We start from the raw sequence: 15412 nt of genomic DNA on the forward strand, positions 1-15412 counted from the left end.
CAGCGTTCGGTCCGTTTCCCGCAGGTCAGGACGGGACCCGAACGCCGAGGTCCGCCTCCGCCCGCCGCAGCAGGGCGACGCTGCCCTGGGCGCGGGCCAGCTCCGCGGCCGCCCGCAGGCGGGGGACCGGATCCGCGTCGTGGGCCGCCCGCAGCCGCATCACCTCCGGCAGCCACCAGCGGTCGTCGCGGGCCTCCGCGGCGGCGAGCGCGGCGTCCAGCGTCGCGCGGGCCGCCTCCGGGGCCGACAGCTCGGCGACCAGCGAGAGCCAGTACGGCATCCGGGCGAAGGATCCCTCGGCCTTGAGGTGCGCGACGCCTTCGTGGGCGGCGGCCAGCCCGGCCGCGCCGCCACGCGACCAGCCGCCCAGCACCAGCGCCCACTCCCGGTAGTAGGCGAAGCCGTACCGGTCGCACAGGGCGTGCAGCTCGCTGACGGCCGCCCACAGCGCCCGCCGGTCGCGGCGCATCTGGTGGGTGATCCCCGCGTACGCCAGGGCGATGGCCAGGCTGTACGGCTGGTCGACTTCGCGGGCGGTCGCGATCGCGCCGGCGCTGGTCGCCACGGCCGCGTCGTCGTGGCCGAGGAGCCAGTGGGCGTGCGCCGCCCAGGCCGGTCCGTGCACGTCCGGCCGGGTGCCGATCGGCCACGACGACGCGCCGCGGGTGCGTTCCGAGCCCAGTTCGAAGTGCCGCAGCGCCTCCGCCGGATCGTGCCCGAGGCTCAGCGACGAGCCCGCGACGATGAAGTGCGCCGAGCCGTCCTGTTCGGCGCTCGTCCCGGGCGCCAGCAGCGCCAGGGCGCGTTCGGCCGCTTCGTGCGCCTCCGCCGTCCGGCCCTGGACGAACCGGGACGACCACAGCTCCAGCAGCGCCGTCAGCGCGGACTCCTTGCTGCCCGAGGTCTCCGCGAGCGCGAGTGAACGTTCCAGGACGTGCTGCAGCTCGGGGGAGGAGTACCCCTGGTGGGCGTTGAGCGGGCCGGCGAGCGCTTCGAGGACGGCGAGTTCGTCGCGGTCGCGGTTGCCGCTCGCCGGGCGCGCGCGGACGAGCGCCAGCGCTTCCTTCAGCAGCCGGATCGCCTCGGCGTGGGCGAACGTCCCGGCGGCGACGGCCGCGGCCCGCCGGTAGTGGGCGACGGCGCGGTCGGGCCGCCCGCCGCGCGCGTACTGCTCGGCCAGCTGCGCCGCCACGGCGTCGGTGTCGTCGGCGTGCAGCAGCTCCATGCCCTGGGCCAGCCGCCGGTGCAGCAGCCACCGCCGCGGCGGGCTGACCTGCTGGTAGGCGGCCTCGCGCAGCAGGTCGTGGGTGAAGTCGTAGCTGCCGCCGAACTCACGCACGATCCGGCGGCGCCACAGCTCGTCGACCGCGTCGACGACGGTGTCCGCGTCGAGGTCGCTCGCCTCGGTGAGCAGGTCCAGGGTGAAGTCCCGGCCGGCCGCGGCGGCGAGCCCGGCGACCTCGCGGGCCGCCGGGCCCGGCTGCTCGAGCCGGGCCCGCAGGACGGCGGCCAGGTTGCCGGCGGGCGGGGAAGCACCGGCGCGCAAGGCTTCCACGACGTACAGCGGGAACCCGCCGGTGGCCGCGTGCAGCAGCGCGCGATCCGACGCCGACAGCGGACGCCCGGCGACCGCTTCGCCGAGGTGCGCGGTGCCGTCGGCGTCGAACGGGCGCAGCGGCAGCTCGGTCAGCTTGCCGTCGTCGCGCAGCTGGGCGGTCCAGGCCGCGACACCGGGATCGGCGTCGCCGTCGCGCAGCGTCCCGGCGACCAGCAGCGGCGCGTCCGGCAGGAGGCCGAGGCAGAAGGCGAGGAACGCGCGGGTCTCTTCGTCGCACCACTGCACGTTGTCCAGCACGAGCAGGACGGGCCGCCCGCCGGCGGTGAGCGCGCGGGCGAGCCCTTCGAAGAACCGCAGGCGCTGCCACGCGTCGACCGTCGGGTGCCCGCTCGCGGCCGGGCGCGCGGCGGGCAGCAGCCGGTCGACCTCGGTCCGCCACACCGGGTCCAGCGACGTCGCCGCCCGCTGCACCGCGGGGGTGCGCAGCCACTCGGCCACCGGCGCCAGCGCGACCCGCCCCGGCGTGCCGAAACAGCGGCCGACGGCGACGACCGCGCCCTCCGTGCGGGCCAGCCCGGCGAGCTCGGCGACGAGGCGGGTCTTGCCGACCCCGGCGTCGCCGCGCACGAGGACGATCCCCGCGCGGCCCGCCGCGGCCGCCCGCCACGCGTCGGCGAGGCTCGCCAGCTCGCCGGCCCGGCCGACGAGGCCGGGTGCGGCCGCCCGCCGGGGTTCGGGGTCCGGCCGCGCGAGCAGCCGGCGCAGCGCCGCGCGGGTGGGCTCGGCCGGGACGACGCCGAGTTCGCGTTCGAGGACCGACGCGCACCGGTGGTAGGTGCTCACCGCGCCCGCCCGGTCGCCGGCGTCGGCCTGCAGCCCCATCAGCGTCCGGTAGCCGGTCTCCTCCAGCGGGCGCAGCCGGATCCGGCGGCGGGCCGCGGCGAGCGCGACGGCCGGGTCGCCCGCCGGGGTGCGGCAGAGCAGGTCGCACAGCTCGACGCACTGGCGGTCGAGCTCGGCGCGGGCCGCCAGGACCCAGTCGTCGGCCAGGCCCGGCAGCAGGTCGCCGCGGTAGGCCGCGAGGGCGGTCTGCGCGTGGGCTACGACTTCGGCGGCGTCCGTCGCGGCCAGCGCGGCCCGGCGGGCGACGTCGAACTCCCGCACGTCCACCCGGCTCGACGGCGTGTCCCGCCAGCACAGGTCGTGCCCGGTGACGGCCAGCGAGGGCGGGTCGCCGAGCACACGGCGCAGCTGGTGCAGCTCGCGGCGGAGGTTGGTCAGGGCCTGCGCGTCGGTCGAGTCCGGCCAGAACAGCCCGGCGAGCACCCGGCGCGGCTGCGCCAGGCCGGCGTGCACGACGAGGTGCGCCACGAGCGCGACCGAGCGCGGCGACCGCGTGAGCACGGCGCCGGTCTCGCCGTCGGCGATCACCTGCTCGCCCAGGAGCGAAATCCGCAGCATCCGCGAGGCCTCCCTGGTGGTGCAGGCTAGCCTCCGGGCGCGATCGCGCGCGGATCTTCACCGGCGAGGGGTTGCGCCGGGGCCGCCGGGTGCGCAGGCTCGACCCCGTGAGCGAGCACGAGTACGACCTCATCGTCATCGGTTCGGGCCCCGGCGGGCAGAAGGCTGCGATCGCCGCGGCGAAGCTCGGCAAACGGGTGGCGGTCGTCGACAAGCACGACATGGTCGGCGGCGTGTGCGTCAACACCGGCACGATCCCGTCCAAGACGTTGCGCGAAGCGGTGCTCTACCTGACCGGGATGAACCAGCGCGAGCTGTACGGCGCGAGCTACCGCGTCAAGCAGGACATCACGATCGCCGACCTGCTGGCGCGCACCCAGCACGTGGTCGGGCGCGAGGTCCAGGTCGTGCGCGCGCAGCTGATGCGCAACCACGTCGACCTGATTTCGGGCACGGGGTCCTTCGCCGACGCGCACACCGTGGTCGTCGAGGGCCGCCACCTCGGCGACCGCCGGACGCTGAGCGCCGACTACGTCGTGATCGCCACCGGCACCCGGCCCGCGCGGCCCGGGCACGTCGACTTCGACGCCGCCCGCGTGCTCGACTCGGACGAGATCCTGCGGCTGGAGCAGATCCCGTCGTCGCTCGTGGTGGTCGGCGCCGGGGTGATCGGGATCGAGTACGCGTCGATGTTCGCCGCGCTCGGCTCGCGGGTCACCGTGGTCGAGCAGCGCGACCAGATGCTCGACTTCTGCGACCCCGAGATCGTGGAGTCGCTCAAGTTCCAGCTGCGCGACCTCGGTGTCACGTTCCGCTTCGGCGAGAAGGTCGCGGACGTCGCGGTCTCCGACGACGCGACGATCACGACCCTCGTCAGCGGCAAGCGCATCCCGGCCGACGGCGTCATGTACTCGGCGGGCCGCCAGGGCATGACCGGCGACCTGGCGCTGGAGGCGGCGGGCCTGACGGCGGACGAGCGCGGCCGGCTCGTGGTCGACGACTACTACCGCACCGAGGTGCCGCACATCTACGCGGTCGGCGACGTGATCGGCTTCCCGGCCCTCGCGGCGACGTCGATGGACCAGGGCAGGCTCGCCGCGTACCACGCGTTCGGCGAACCGGCGAACGGCTTGGGCGCGCTGCAGCCGATCGGCATCTACACCATCCCGGAGATCTCCTACGTCGGCTCGACGGAGGCCCAGTTGACGTCGTCGTCGGTGCCCTACGAGGTCGGCATCGCCCGGTACCGCGAGCTTGCGCGCGGCCAGATCACCGGCGACAGCTACGGGATGCTGAAGCTGCTGGTGTCCACGACGGACCGGAAGCTCTTGGGAGTCCACGTCTTCGGCACGGGCGCGACGGATCTGGTCCACATCGGACAGGCGGTGATGGGCTGCGGCGGGACGGTCGACTACCTCGTCGACGCGGTGTTCAACTACCCGACGCTCTCGGAGGCGTACAAGGTGGCGGCGCTGGACGCGACGAACAAGATCCGCGCCCTGGACCGCTTCTCGTCCTGAACCACCCCAGGAGCCACAGCAGCACCACCCGATTCGCCTGCGGCGAACCGGTTTGACACTCGACTAGAACATATGTTCGACTGGTGCCGTGCGATGGGATCGGCAGCGAGCAGGGGAGGGTGAGCCGGCACTGCCCGGGCTGGAGGGCCTGGTGCGGTCGGTGCGGTCACCGGACTTCGACGGCGTCACCTTTCACGAGGTGCACGCCCGCTCGGTGCTGAACAAGGTGCCCGCCGGGTCCGGGGTGCCCTTCGGCTGGACGGTCAACCCGTACCGCGGCTGCTCCCACGCCTGCACCTACTGCCTCGAAGGCGGCACCAAGATCCTGATGGCGGACGGCCGGACGAAGGCGCTGTCCGAACTTCAGGTCGGCGAGGAGATCTACGGCACCCGCGGTCACGGCGCGTCCCGGCGGCTGGTCCCGACCCGGGTCGAAGCGCACTGGACGACCCTGCGCGCCGCCTACCGGGTGACGCTCGAAGACGGCACCCGGCTCGTCGCCGGCGGCGACCACCGGTTCCTCACGAACAAGGGCTGGAAGCACGTCACCGGCAGCAAGTTCGGCGCCGCGCAACGCCCGCACCTCGAGCCGGGCGCCGAGCTGATCGGCGTCGGCCGGTTCGCGCCCACGCCGGACGAGACGCTCGGGTACCGGGCCGGCTACCTGTGCGGGATGCTGCGCTCCGGCGGGTTCGCCGCGGAACCGGACGCCGCCACGCGCGCCCTCGAGTACCTGCCCGACTTCGGCGCGTCGGTCGGGTTCCTCCGGGTCCCGCCGGACCCGGACGCGCACTGGCAGCGCGGGTTCCTCGCCGGCCTCTTCGACATCGCGGGCGACTACGGCCGCGGCGTCCTCGCGGTGGCGCACGACGAACCCGAGATCACCGATGCCTTCGCCGCCGCGCTCACCCGCTTCGGCTTCGCGCACCAGATCGACGAAGTGCCGAAGTTCCCCGCCCGCCAGGAGGTCCGGCTCCTGGGCGGCACGGCCGAGGTGCTGCGGTTCCTGCACGTGAGCAACCCGGCGGTGGCGTGGAAGCGGTCGCTCGACGGCGCGGTGATCGGCGCGAGCCGCCGCCGCGTCGAGGCGATCGAGCCACTCGGGCTGCAGCTGCCGCTGTTCGACATCACCACCGGAACCGGCGACTTCATCGCCGACGGCATGGTGTCCCACAACTGCTTCGCCCGGAACACCCACACCTACCTGGACTTCGACGCCGGCCACGACTTCGACACCCAGGTCGTCGTGAAGGTCAACGCCCCGGAGGTCCTCTCCGCGCAGCTGAAACGGCCGTCGTGGCGGCGGGAGCACGTGGCGATGGGCACGAACACCGACCCGTACCAGCGCGCGGAGGGCCGCTACCGGCTGATGCCGGGGATCATCACGGCGCTGGCCCGCTCCGGGACGCCGCTGTCGGTGCTGACCAAGGGCACCGTCCTGGCGCGCGACCTGCCGCTGCTGCAGGACGTCGCCCGGGACGTGCCGGTTTCGCTCGCGGTGTCGATCGCCCTGCTCGACCGCGAGCTGCAGCACCGCCTCGAACCCGGCACGCCGAGCCCGCGGGCGCGGCTGGAGCTGGTCCGCAAGGCCTGCGACGCCGGCCTGCCGTGCTCGGTGCTGGTGGCGCCGGTGCTCCCGTGGCTGACGGACTCGGCGGAGGCCCTCGACGCGCTGTTCGCGGAACTGGCCGAGGCCGGCGCGACGAGCGCGACGGTGATCCCGCTGCACCTGAGGCCCGGCGCGCGCGAGTGGTTCGGCCGCTGGCTGGCGGGTGCGTACCCGGCGCTGGTGCCGCGGTACCGGGAGCTGTACGCGCGGGGGAGCTACGTGCAGAAGGCGTATCGCGAGCGGCTCGGCGAGCGGGTGGCGCCGTTGCTGCGCCGGCACGGCCTGGCCCCGAAGACGGGGTACGAAGCGCGCACCCCGGAGCCGGCGCCCGAGCCCCGGGCAGCGGAGCCGGCCGCGGAGCAGCTGCGGTTGCTCTGAGCGGTCCGGCGCCCGCTCGAGCGCGAGCGGTCCGGCCGGCGGCCACGGGCCCGGTGCCCCGCTCTCCACGCCGGACCCCCCGCTGTCCTTTGTGGACAACCACGTCCGGCGGTGCGTGATCACCCGCCGGGCCGCCGTGTGGGTGAAGCCGTCACCCGGAACGCCGCCGAAGCCTGCGGAACTCCGCCGTTCGCCGTAGTTCGGACACGATTGCGCCACCGAGTCGCGGCCTTGCGGAAAAATGTCCGATCGTGTCGTTGTCGCCCGACCTCGCCGACGCCTAACGTCGAAGGGATCGATGCGGAAGGGAGAGCGGCGATGACGACCTCGCAGACCGACCGGGTCGCGGCCGCCCGGCTCGCGTGGGCCGCTCTGAAGCTGACCCGGGCCGGCCGGCACCCCGTGAGCGTCGACCGGCTGGCCGCGACCGTCGGCGTCGCCCCGGTCGAAGCGCGCCGGCTCGTCGAGCTGATCGGCTTCACCCTGCACCGCGACCTCGTGAGCACCGGCCCCGCGCCGCGCGGCGCCCACCACCGGCTCCAGCCGGCCGAGGGCACCCTCGGCGCCGGCCCGGACGGCACCGTCGACATGTTCCTGCTGGCCATCGCCACCCGCGAGCGCGTGCACGCGGCCGCGGTCTGCCCGGTCACCCGGACGCGCATCCGCATCGAGCTCACCCCGCACGCGATCCTGCAGGCCGACCCGCCCTCGACCGTCGTCGCCACGGTCGACCTGGGCTTCGGGCTCGAGCACGTCGACGCGCTGGCCTGCGCCGGCCAGCCGTTCTTCGCCTCGCCGCCGGCGGCCGCGAGCTGGCTGGCCGCCCACCCCGGCGGCCGCATCTACCCGGTCGCCGCCTACCTGGCCCAGGCCCACCGCCTGGTCGCCGCGCTGGAGGCCCGGCCGAAGTTCGTGCTCTGACCTTCGTGATCCGGCCGTCGCGCTCTGACCACCGCACAAGCCAAGCCTGCCGACGTCGTAGGCTGGGCGGTTCGTTAGCCTTTCAAGCGGCGAGAACCACCCATGTCGAAGGAGAGCAGTCGCAGTGCTCCGCACTCACAACGCCGGCACCCTGCGTGCCGAGCAGGCCGGACAGACCGTCACCCTCACCGGATGGGTGGCCCGGCGGCGCGATCACGGCGGCGTCATCTTCATCGACCTCCGCGACGCGAGCGGCGTCGCCCAGGTCGTCTTCCGCGAGGGCGAGATGGCCGAGCGCGCGCACGCGCTGCGCTCGGAGTTCTGCGTCAAGATCGTCGGCGAGGTCGCCAAGCGCCCCGAGGGCAACGCGAACGCCGAGATCCCCACCGGCGAGATCGAGGTCCTCGCGACCCAGCTCGAGGTGCTGTCCGAGGCCGCCCCGCTGCCGTTCCCGATCGACGACCGGGTCGACGTCGGCGAAGAGATCCGCCTCAAGCACCGCTACCTCGACCTGCGCCGCAGCGGCCCGGCCGCGGCCATGCGGCTGCGCAGCGAGGTCAGCCGCGCCGCCCGCGAGGTGCTGCACAACCAGGACTTCGTCGAGATCGAGACGCCGACGATGACCCGCTCGACCCCCGAAGGCGCGCGCGACTTCCTCGTGCCCGCCCGGCTCAAGCCCGGCTCCTGGTACGCCCTGCCGCAGTCGCCGCAGCTGTTCAAGCAGCTGCTGATGGTCGGCGGCATGGAGCGGTACTACCAGATCGCGCGCTGCTACCGGGACGAAGACTTCCGCGCCGACCGCCAGCCGGAGTTCACCCAGCTCGACATCGAGATGAGCTTCGTCGAGCAGGACGACGTCATCAAGGTCGGCGAAGACATCGTCTCCGCGCTGTGGAAGCTGGTCGGGCACGAGATCCCGCGGCCGATCCCGCGCATCACCTACCACGAGGCGATGGCCAAGTACGGCTCGGACAAGCCGGACCTGCGCTTCGACCTCGAGATCACCGACATGACGGAGTTCTTCGCCGACACGCCGTTCCGCGTGTTCCAGGCGCCGTACGTCGGCTCGGTCGTGATGGCGGGCGGCGCCGACCAGCCGCGGCGCCAGCTCGACGCGTGGCAGGAGTGGGCGAAGCAGCGCGGCGCGCGCGGCCTCGCGTACATCCTCGTGAACGAGGACGGCACGCTCGGCGGCCCGGTCGCGAAGAACCTGTCCGAGACCGAGCGCGAGAACGTCGCCGCCGCCGCGGGTGCCAAGCCGGGCGACTGCATCTTCTTCTCGGCCGGCAAGGCGTCGAGCACGCAGCCGCTGCTCGGCGCCGCGCGTGACGAGATCGGCAAGCGCCTCGGCCTGATCGACGAAGACGCCTGGTCGTTCGTCTGGGTCGTCGACGCGCCGCTGTTCGCGCCGGTCGAGGACATCGGCGACGACGTCGCCGTCGGCTCCGGCAAGTGGACCGCGGTGCACCACGCGTTCACCTCGCCGACCCCGGAGTGGATCGACAAGTTCGAGCAGGACCCCGGCAACGCGCTGGCCTACGCCTACGACATCGTCTGCAACGGCAACGAGATCGGCGGCGGGTCGATCCGTATCCACCGCGGCGACGTCCAGAAGCGCGTCTTCAGCCTGATGGGCCTCGGCGAAGAGGAGGCGCAGGAGAAGTTCGGCTTCCTGCTCGACGCCTTCGCCTTCGGCCCGCCGCCGCACGGCGGCATCGCGTTCGGCTGGGACCGCATCGTCATGCTGCTGGCCAAGGCCGACTCGCTGCGTGACGTGATCGCGTTCCCGAAGACCGGCGGCGGCTACGACCCGCTGACCGCGGCGCCGGCGCCGATCACCGCGCAGCAGCGCAAGGAAGCCGGGATCGACGCGAAGCCGGCGCCCGCCCCGCAGAACTAGTGCTGCACCTCAGGGCCGTGTGCCCGCCGGAGAAGACCGCCCAGGCGCTCGAAGTCCTGCGGGCCCACGCCGGGACGGCGCACCTGATCGTGCACCGCGGCGCCGCCGTGTCGCCGGAAGGCGACCTGGTCGAGGCCGACATCGCGCGCGAGGCGGCGGACGAGATCGTGGACGCGCTGTGCGTGCTCGAGCTCGACCACACCGGCGGGATCACACTCGAAGCACTCGACACGGCGCTGTCCGACGCCGCCGACGAGGCGGAAGAGGCGGCGCCGGGCGAGGGCGCGGACGCCGTCGTCTGGCAGGAACTGCTTGCCCGCACGGGCGAGGAGTCGCGGCTCAACGTGACGTTCCTGGCGTTCCTCACGATCGCCTGCCTGCTGGCGGCGGTCGGCGTGCTCACGGACTCCGCCGTGACGATCGTCGGCGCGATGGTGGTCGGCCCGGAGTTCGGGCCGCTCGCCGCCCTGGCGGTGGGCCTGGTGCTGCGCCGCTGGGACCTCGTCCGGCTGGCGGGCGCGGCGCTCGGCGTCGGCTTCCCGCTGGCCATGGTCGTCACGCTCGGCGGCGCGCTGCTGGTCCGCGTCACCGACGTCTTCGGCGAGAAGGCGTTCGAGCTGAAGCAGCACAGCGAGGTCGACTTCGTGTTCTCCGTCGGCGTGCCGTCGCTGGTCGTCGCGATGCTCGCCGGCGCGGCCGGGATGCTCGCGATGACGTCGGCGAAGTCGGCCGCGCTCGTGGGTGTCTTCATCTCCGTGACGACGGTGCCGGCCGCGGGGTACGCGGTCGTCGCGGCCGTGGCGGGGGAGTGGAGCCGGTGCCTCCAGTCGGTCGGCCAGCTGCTCGTCAACCTTCTCGGAATCGTTGCAGCAGCGGCCATTGTGTTGATCGTGCGCCGGAATGGGCAACGTTCACCGGTGGGGATGCGTCCGCTTTCACGGGGATGACCCCGTCCGGGCCGGGGGCTCCTTCTTGTCCGGATGTCAGTAGTCATGGTTGCTCAGTCACGAGTAGGGTCGGTGACAATGACAGTCGACACCTCCTCCACCGGCGATGCTGGGGTCGGGGCAGGAGCCGAGCAGCTCGCCATCGCCGCGGCGGTCGCCGCGGGCGAGTCCGTTCTTTCGCGCCGCTTCGGCAGCGCGATCACGCTGGTCGCGCCCGAAGACCTCGCGGGGAGCGGGCCGGCCACGGTGGTGCGGGCGAGAGTGGTGTCGTCGTCCTTTGCGCTGCCGCGCACGCTGGTGATCAAGCACTACCCCGACCCACCCGCGGCGGGCGCCGCCGACCCGTTCGCCCAGGAGGCGGTCAGCTACCAGCTGTTCACCGCGCTGGCGCCGGACGAGCGGATGTGCCCGGAGCTGCTCGCCCACGACGGCCGCGCCCGCGTGCTGGTGCTGGAGGACCTCGGCCGCACGCCGACGCTGGAGGACAAGCTCTACGCCCGCGACTCCCGCGCGGCCGAGCGCGCGCTGCTGTCGTGGGCCCGCTCGCTGGGCCGGCTGCACGCGAGCACGGCAGGGCGCGAAGCCGATTTCAACGCGCTGCTGCGGCGGCTCGGCGGCCCGGCCAAGACCGACTCCGGTGGCGACGACGAGCTGCGCGAGCGCGTGCCGGCGGTGATCCAGGAGCGGCTGGGCATCCCGGTGCCGGGCGAGGTCCTCGCGCAGGTGACGACCGCGCTGGAGCAGTCGCGGTCGGCGGGTTTCCGCGCGTTCAGCCCGGTGGAGCTGAGCCCGGACAACAACCTCGTGACGGGCGAGAGCGTCCGGTTCCTCGACTTCGAGTACGGGTGCGTCCGGTCGGCACTGGTCGACGCGGCGCACTTGAGGCTGCCGTTCGCGAGCTGGCCGGACGCGCTGGCCCTCCCGGCGGGCATGAGCGAGGCGATGGTCGCGGCGTGGCGCGCGGAGGTGGTGGGGGTCTGGCCGGCGCTGGCCGACGACGAGGTCCTGGCCGCGCACCTGACCACCAGCGAGCTGCTGCGGGTTTGGCTGATCACGGGCGACGAACTGGGTTCGCTGGACCTGTCCCGCCACGCCGCCCCGGTGAGCCGCGAGGCGGCGCTGGTGACCTGGTGGCGGGACCTGGCCAAGCACGCGGGATACGTCCGGATGACCGCGGTTTCGGAGTTCGCGGCCCGAGTGGCGGCGGCTTTGGCGGCCCGGCTGGGCCCGCACGCCGACCTGGCGTTCTACCCGGCTTTCCGCTGAGCCCGAGCGCCCCAAGGCGGCCTTGGTTGCGCTCAACGCACCGAAGGCCGCCTTGGGTGCGTTGAACGCACCGAAGGCCACCTTGGGGCGCTCGTCCCCGCGCGAACAGGACATTTCCCCCGCCTGTGAGGTGAGCGTCAAGAATTAGGCGCCCGGTCGCGGGCGTGTTACCTCGTCCTCACCGCAAGTGAGTTTCCGTGGCCGATGGTCGTGGGCGTGACCGTGCTGAGTGTCGAAGTCACTCCCGAACCCTCCCGCCCCCCGCTCGCGGCCGTGCCGCCGGCCGAGCCGCTCAGGCGCGCCGAGCGGCTCGTCGTGCTGGGTGACTCCACCGCCGTCGGGCTCGGCGACCCGCTGCCCCGGCGCGGGGGCTGGCGGGGCGTCGGCCCGCTCGTCGCGGCCGCGCTCGGGGTCGAGGCCGGTGGCTACCTGAACCCCGCCTTCACCGGTGCCCGGATGCGGTGCGTGCTCACCCAGCAGGTGCCGGCCGCCGTCGCGCACCGGCCCGACGTGGCGCTGCTCGTCGCCGGGATGAACGACACCCTGCGGCCGGACTTCGACGCCGCCCGCATCGCCGCCGACCTCACCGAGGTCATCCACCGGCTGCGGGACACCGGCACCACCGTCGTCCCGGTCCGGTTCCACGACCACAGCAAGGTCTTCCGCCTCCCGCCGTCGCTCAAGCGTGCCCTCAGCGCCCGCGTCGCCGAGCTGAACGCCGCCATCGACGAGGTCGTCGCCCGCGAAGGCGTGCCCTGCCTCGACCTCGACCGCCTCCCCGGTGCCTACGACCTGGCGGTGTGGAGCGTCGACCGCCTGCACCCCTCGGAGCTCGGCCACCGCCTGCTCGCGGACGGCTTCACCGGCCTCCTCGCCGAAGCCGGCTTCGCCGTTCCCGAGCCGGTGAGCCTCACCTGCGGCGGCGGTGTCGAGCCCAGCGCCGCCGGGCACGTGGGGTGGCTGGTGCTCAAGGGAATCCCGTGGCTCTGGCGCCGCGGCCGCGAGTTCCTGCCCTACGCCGCGGTCATCATGGTCAACTCGTTCCGCGAGCGGAAGCGCTGAACACCCGCAACGCCTCCACGTCCGACGCCGGGTTGCGGACGAAGTAGTCCGCCCACTCCTCGATGTCCGGGTACGCGCAGTGCTCCGCGAGGAACCGGCACGCCGCCTCGGCGTCATACGACGTGCGCCGCAGCTCGACGCCGTCGCGCAGCAGGGCCCAGTGCGCACCCCTTGCCCCGTAAGGCATTCCGACGCTGCCCGGGTTGACGACCAGCCGCCGGTCCACGAGCCGGGTGAACGGCATGTGCGTGTGCCCGCACACGATCGTCTCCTCCGTGACGCCGTCGAGGACTTCGGCCCAGCGTTCCGGCGGGCTGTCGACGAGCACGATTTCCGTGTCGTCGCGCGGGGTCGCGTGGCAGAACAGCACGTCCTCGAGCGACACCGTCAGCGGCAGGGCGTCGAGCACCGGCAGATCCGCGGGACGCAGCTGCTGTGCCGCCCAGGGGAAGATCGGGTCGGGGACGAACTTCCCGGCGCCGCGGGCCGACGCCGCCAGTTCGCGGTCCGCGTTGCCCCGCACCCAGACCGCCCGGGAACCCAGCGCCAGCAGCCGCTCCAGGGTCTCCACCGGCATCGGTCCCGCGAGCATGTCGCCGAGCAGCACGATCCGGTCGGCCGCTTCGACGTCCGGTTCGGCGAGCACGGCCTCGAGTGCGGGGAGGACGCCGTGGATGTCGGAGAGCACCGCCACGTTCATCGGTCCACCATCGGGCACGGCGGCGCCCTGGGCGAGGGATTTCGCCCAGGGCGCAACCGGCTCAGGCCGTGGTGAGCGGCAGCTCCCGCACACCGGTCATGTTCGGGTTCACCTGGAACTTCGGCGGCTCGCCCGGGATCGTGCGCAGCGCCGGGTAGCGGTCGAACAGGATGTTCAGCGCCACCCGGCCTTCGAGCCGGGCGAGCGGCGCCCCGATGCAGAAGTGGATCCCGCGGCCGAACGCGAGGTGCGGGTTGGGATCGCGCAGCGGGGTGAATGTGTCCGGATCGGCGAACACCCGGTCGTCGCGGTTGGCCGCCGCGACCCAGACCATCAGCATCTGGTCCGCGGGCACGGTCGTCCCGCCCAGCTCCACCTCGCGCGTCGTCGCGCGGGCCACCGCCGCGAACGGCGACAGGTACCGCAGCGACTCTTCGATCGCCGGCGGCACCAGCGACCGGTCGGCGCGCACCCGCTCGTCCCACTGCGGGTGCGTGTCCAGGCACAGCACCGCGTTGCCGAGCAGCATCGTGGTGGTGATGTGCCCGGCCAGCAGCAGGACGTTGGCGAAGTTGACGACCTCGTTGCGGGTCAGCTTCTCGCCGTCGACCTCGGCTTCGACGAGCTTCGTCAGCAGGTCCTCCCGGGGCTGCTTCCGCCGTTCGTCGACGTGCACGCCGAGGTACTCGACGAGCGCCTGCTGCCCCTCGAGGGACTTCTTGACCGCCTCCTGCCGCCCCTCGGTCTGCTCCTTCAGCGAGAACTGCTCCGAGGAGTCGAAGAGCTTGTCCACCCAGCCCTTGAACAGGTGCCGGTCGCTCGCGGGGACCCCCAGCAGCTCCGCGATGACGATCACCGGCAACGGGTAGGCCAGGTCTTCGACCAGCTCGAGCCGGCCGGAAGAGCCTGCCGCGTCGAGCATCTCGTTGGTCACCGCGGCGATGCGCGGCTCCAGGTCCGCGACGACCTTCGGCGTGAACGCGCGGCTGACGAGCTTGCGCATCTTGTTGTGCAGCGGCGGGTCGAGCTGCAGCAGGTTGCCCGCCTGCATCTCCTCGAGGTCGATGTCGAGGTCGGCGTCCGCCAGCATGTCCTTCGGCACCAGCCGGGTGGTGTCCGAGGAGTACGTCGCCGGGTCGCGGAGGACCTCTTCGGCCTCCGGGTGCCCGTAGACGTTCCAGAACCCGAGCTCGGCGGCGTGGTGCACGCGCTCCTCGGGCTGCTTCCCCCGCAGCCAGAACTGGGATTCGTGGAGTCCCCAGGTGTCCGCTTGTGTGGTGGTGGTCATGTCCGCCCCTTCTTTCCCCTGTGTGGCCCCGGGATCAGCCGGGCGCCCTGGTGGGATCGTGTGCGTAGATCCCTTGCCGGTAGCCCGAGACGAGCTCCTCGAGCGCCGAACTCAGTTCCGCCGCCACGTCCGCGACCGCCGCGGGATCGGGCTCCCCGGGCGGCTCGAACGCGGTGCGGATGAGGTGGGCGAGCACCGCCGCCTTGTCCTCGAGCGGAATGCCGTCGAACTCGTCGGAAAGCGTGTCGCCCAGGTAGAAGCCGAGGGTCGCGGCGTTGAGCGCGTAGGTCAGGTTCGGGACGTCCGAGCGGATCAGCCCGCGCCGGAGCATCGCCTCCTCGAACTGCGTGCGCAGCTCGTCCTGCTGCTTGCGCAGGGCGAGGTCGCCGAGCGAGCCGAACATGTCGGCGTTGCCGCGCAGCATCGCCATCACCAGCGGCCGCCGGTGGGTGACGAGGAACGCCTCCGAGATCATCCGGTGCGGGAGGATCGTCGCCGGGTCCGCCCTGATCCGGCCCAGGATCTCGTCGGTGAGATCGGCCGACTCACGCATCATCAGCGCCTGGAACAGCAGCTCCTTGTTGCGCCAGTGCAGGTAGACGGTGCCCTTGCCGATGCCGACCGCGCGCGCGATGTCGTCGACCGCCACCTTCCGGTAGCCCATGCGCAGCAGCAGCTCGCCCGCCGCGTCCAGGATGCGGTCGGCGCGCTCGCGGTTGGGATGGCTCATGCGTCTCCACCTGCTGGTTCCTTGAACATTTGACTTGTTGACCGGAATCGCACTTTCGGTCAACCGGTCATC

11 protein-coding genes are annotated in these 15412 nt (G+C 73.1%); 7 read left to right on the forward strand and 4 right to left on the reverse strand.

Going from position 1 to position 15412, the window contains the following annotated elements; all coding sequences use genetic code 11:
* Nucleotides 1–25: 25 nt before the first annotated feature.
* Complete coding sequence (locus QRX60_RS27260) at nt 26–3019, reverse strand: ATP-binding protein (RefSeq protein ID WP_285994280.1); 2994 nt, start codon at nt 3017–3019, stop codon at nt 26–28.
* Between the two features lie 107 nt (nt 3020–3126).
* Here QRX60_RS27260 and sthA point away from each other — a divergent pair, with 107 nt between their 5' ends.
* From sthA to QRX60_RS27295, 7 genes are all read left to right on the forward strand, one after another.
* Nucleotides 3127–4539 carry a Si-specific NAD(P)(+) transhydrogenase gene (gene sthA, locus QRX60_RS27265; protein WP_285994281.1) on the forward strand — a complete coding sequence of 471 codons (1413 nt, stop codon included), beginning with the start codon at nt 3127–3129 and terminating at the stop codon, nt 4537–4539.
* A gap of 88 nt (nt 4540–4627) precedes the next feature.
* Complete coding sequence (locus QRX60_RS27270) at nt 4628–6526, forward strand: intein-containing Rv2578c family radical SAM protein (RefSeq protein ID WP_285994282.1); 1899 nt, start codon at nt 4628–4630, stop codon at nt 6524–6526.
* Nucleotides 6527–6844: 318 nt separating this feature from the next.
* The gene (merB, locus tag QRX60_RS27275) at nt 6845–7447 is read left to right on the forward strand and encodes an organomercurial lyase (protein ID WP_285994283.1); all 603 of its coding nucleotides are present in this window, start codon (nt 6845–6847) and stop codon (nt 7445–7447) included.
* Between the two features lie 124 nt (nt 7448–7571).
* Nucleotides 7572–9347, forward strand: coding sequence for an aspartate--tRNA ligase (gene aspS / locus QRX60_RS27280; RefSeq protein WP_285994284.1), 1776 nt, complete (start codon nt 7572–7574; stop codon nt 9345–9347).
* Complete coding sequence (locus QRX60_RS27285; protein ID WP_285994285.1) at nt 9347–10294, forward strand: DUF389 domain-containing protein; 948 nt, start codon at nt 9347–9349, stop codon at nt 10292–10294. The genes aspS and QRX60_RS27285 overlap by 1 nt, the downstream gene beginning before the upstream one ends.
* 78 nt (nt 10295–10372) lie before the next feature.
* Nucleotides 10373–11560, forward strand: a complete 1188-nt coding sequence (locus tag QRX60_RS27290) for a phosphotransferase (RefSeq protein WP_285994286.1) — start codon at nt 10373–10375, stop codon at nt 11558–11560.
* 204 nt (nt 11561–11764) lie between these two features.
* A complete protein-coding gene (locus tag QRX60_RS27295) occupies nt 11765–12622 on the forward strand; it encodes an SGNH/GDSL hydrolase family protein (protein ID WP_285994287.1) in 858 nt (285 codons plus the stop codon).
* On the opposite strand, the gene QRX60_RS27300 is transcribed toward QRX60_RS27295, so the two are convergent.
* The 3 genes from QRX60_RS27300 to QRX60_RS27310 all read right to left on the reverse strand — a co-directional run bounded on the left by QRX60_RS27300 (nt 12594) and on the right by QRX60_RS27310 (nt 15340).
* A complete protein-coding gene (locus QRX60_RS27300; RefSeq protein ID WP_285994288.1) occupies nt 12594–13322 on the reverse strand; it encodes a metallophosphoesterase family protein in 729 nt (242 codons plus the stop codon). The two genes, QRX60_RS27295 and QRX60_RS27300, sit on opposite strands and share 29 nt — an antisense overlap.
* Before the next feature lie 61 nt (nt 13323–13383).
* Nucleotides 13384–14610 carry a cytochrome P450 gene (locus QRX60_RS27305; RefSeq protein WP_285994289.1) on the reverse strand — a complete coding sequence of 409 codons (1227 nt, stop codon included), beginning with the start codon at nt 14608–14610 and terminating at the stop codon, nt 13384–13386.
* A gap of 34 nt (nt 14611–14644) precedes the next feature.
* Nucleotides 14645–15340, reverse strand: coding sequence for a TetR/AcrR family transcriptional regulator (locus QRX60_RS27310; protein ID WP_285994290.1), 696 nt, complete (start codon nt 15338–15340; stop codon nt 14645–14647).
* Nucleotides 15341–15412: the final 72 nt, after the last annotated feature.

Origin of the sequence: Amycolatopsis mongoliensis, assembly GCF_030285665.1 — a bacterium.
GTDB classification, from domain to species: Bacteria; Actinomycetota; Actinomycetes; order Mycobacteriales; family Pseudonocardiaceae; genus Amycolatopsis; species Amycolatopsis mongoliensis.

Excerpts from the sequence above, each read along its gene's own strand:
- QRX60_RS27305 (WP_285994289.1), bottom strand. The coding sequence starts at position 14,610 with ATGACCACCACCACACAAGCGGACACCTGGGGACTCCACGAATCCCAG.
- merB (WP_285994283.1), top strand. The coding sequence starts at position 6,845 with ATGACGACCTCGCAGACCGACCGGGTCGCGGCCGCCCGGCTCGCGTGG.
- QRX60_RS27300 (WP_285994288.1), bottom strand. The coding sequence starts at position 13,322 with ATGAACGTGGCGGTGCTCTCCGACATCCACGGCGTCCTCCCCGCACTC.
- QRX60_RS27290 (WP_285994286.1), top strand. The coding sequence starts at position 10,373 with ATGACAGTCGACACCTCCTCCACCGGCGATGCTGGGGTCGGGGCAGGA.
- QRX60_RS27295 (WP_285994287.1), top strand. The coding sequence starts at position 11,765 with ATGGTCGTGGGCGTGACCGTGCTGAGTGTCGAAGTCACTCCCGAACCC.
- QRX60_RS27260 (WP_285994280.1), bottom strand. The coding sequence starts at position 3,019 with ATGCTGCGGATTTCGCTCCTGGGCGAGCAGGTGATCGCCGACGGCGAG.
- QRX60_RS27310 (WP_285994290.1), bottom strand. The coding sequence starts at position 15,340 with ATGAGCCATCCCAACCGCGAGCGCGCCGACCGCATCCTGGACGCGGCG.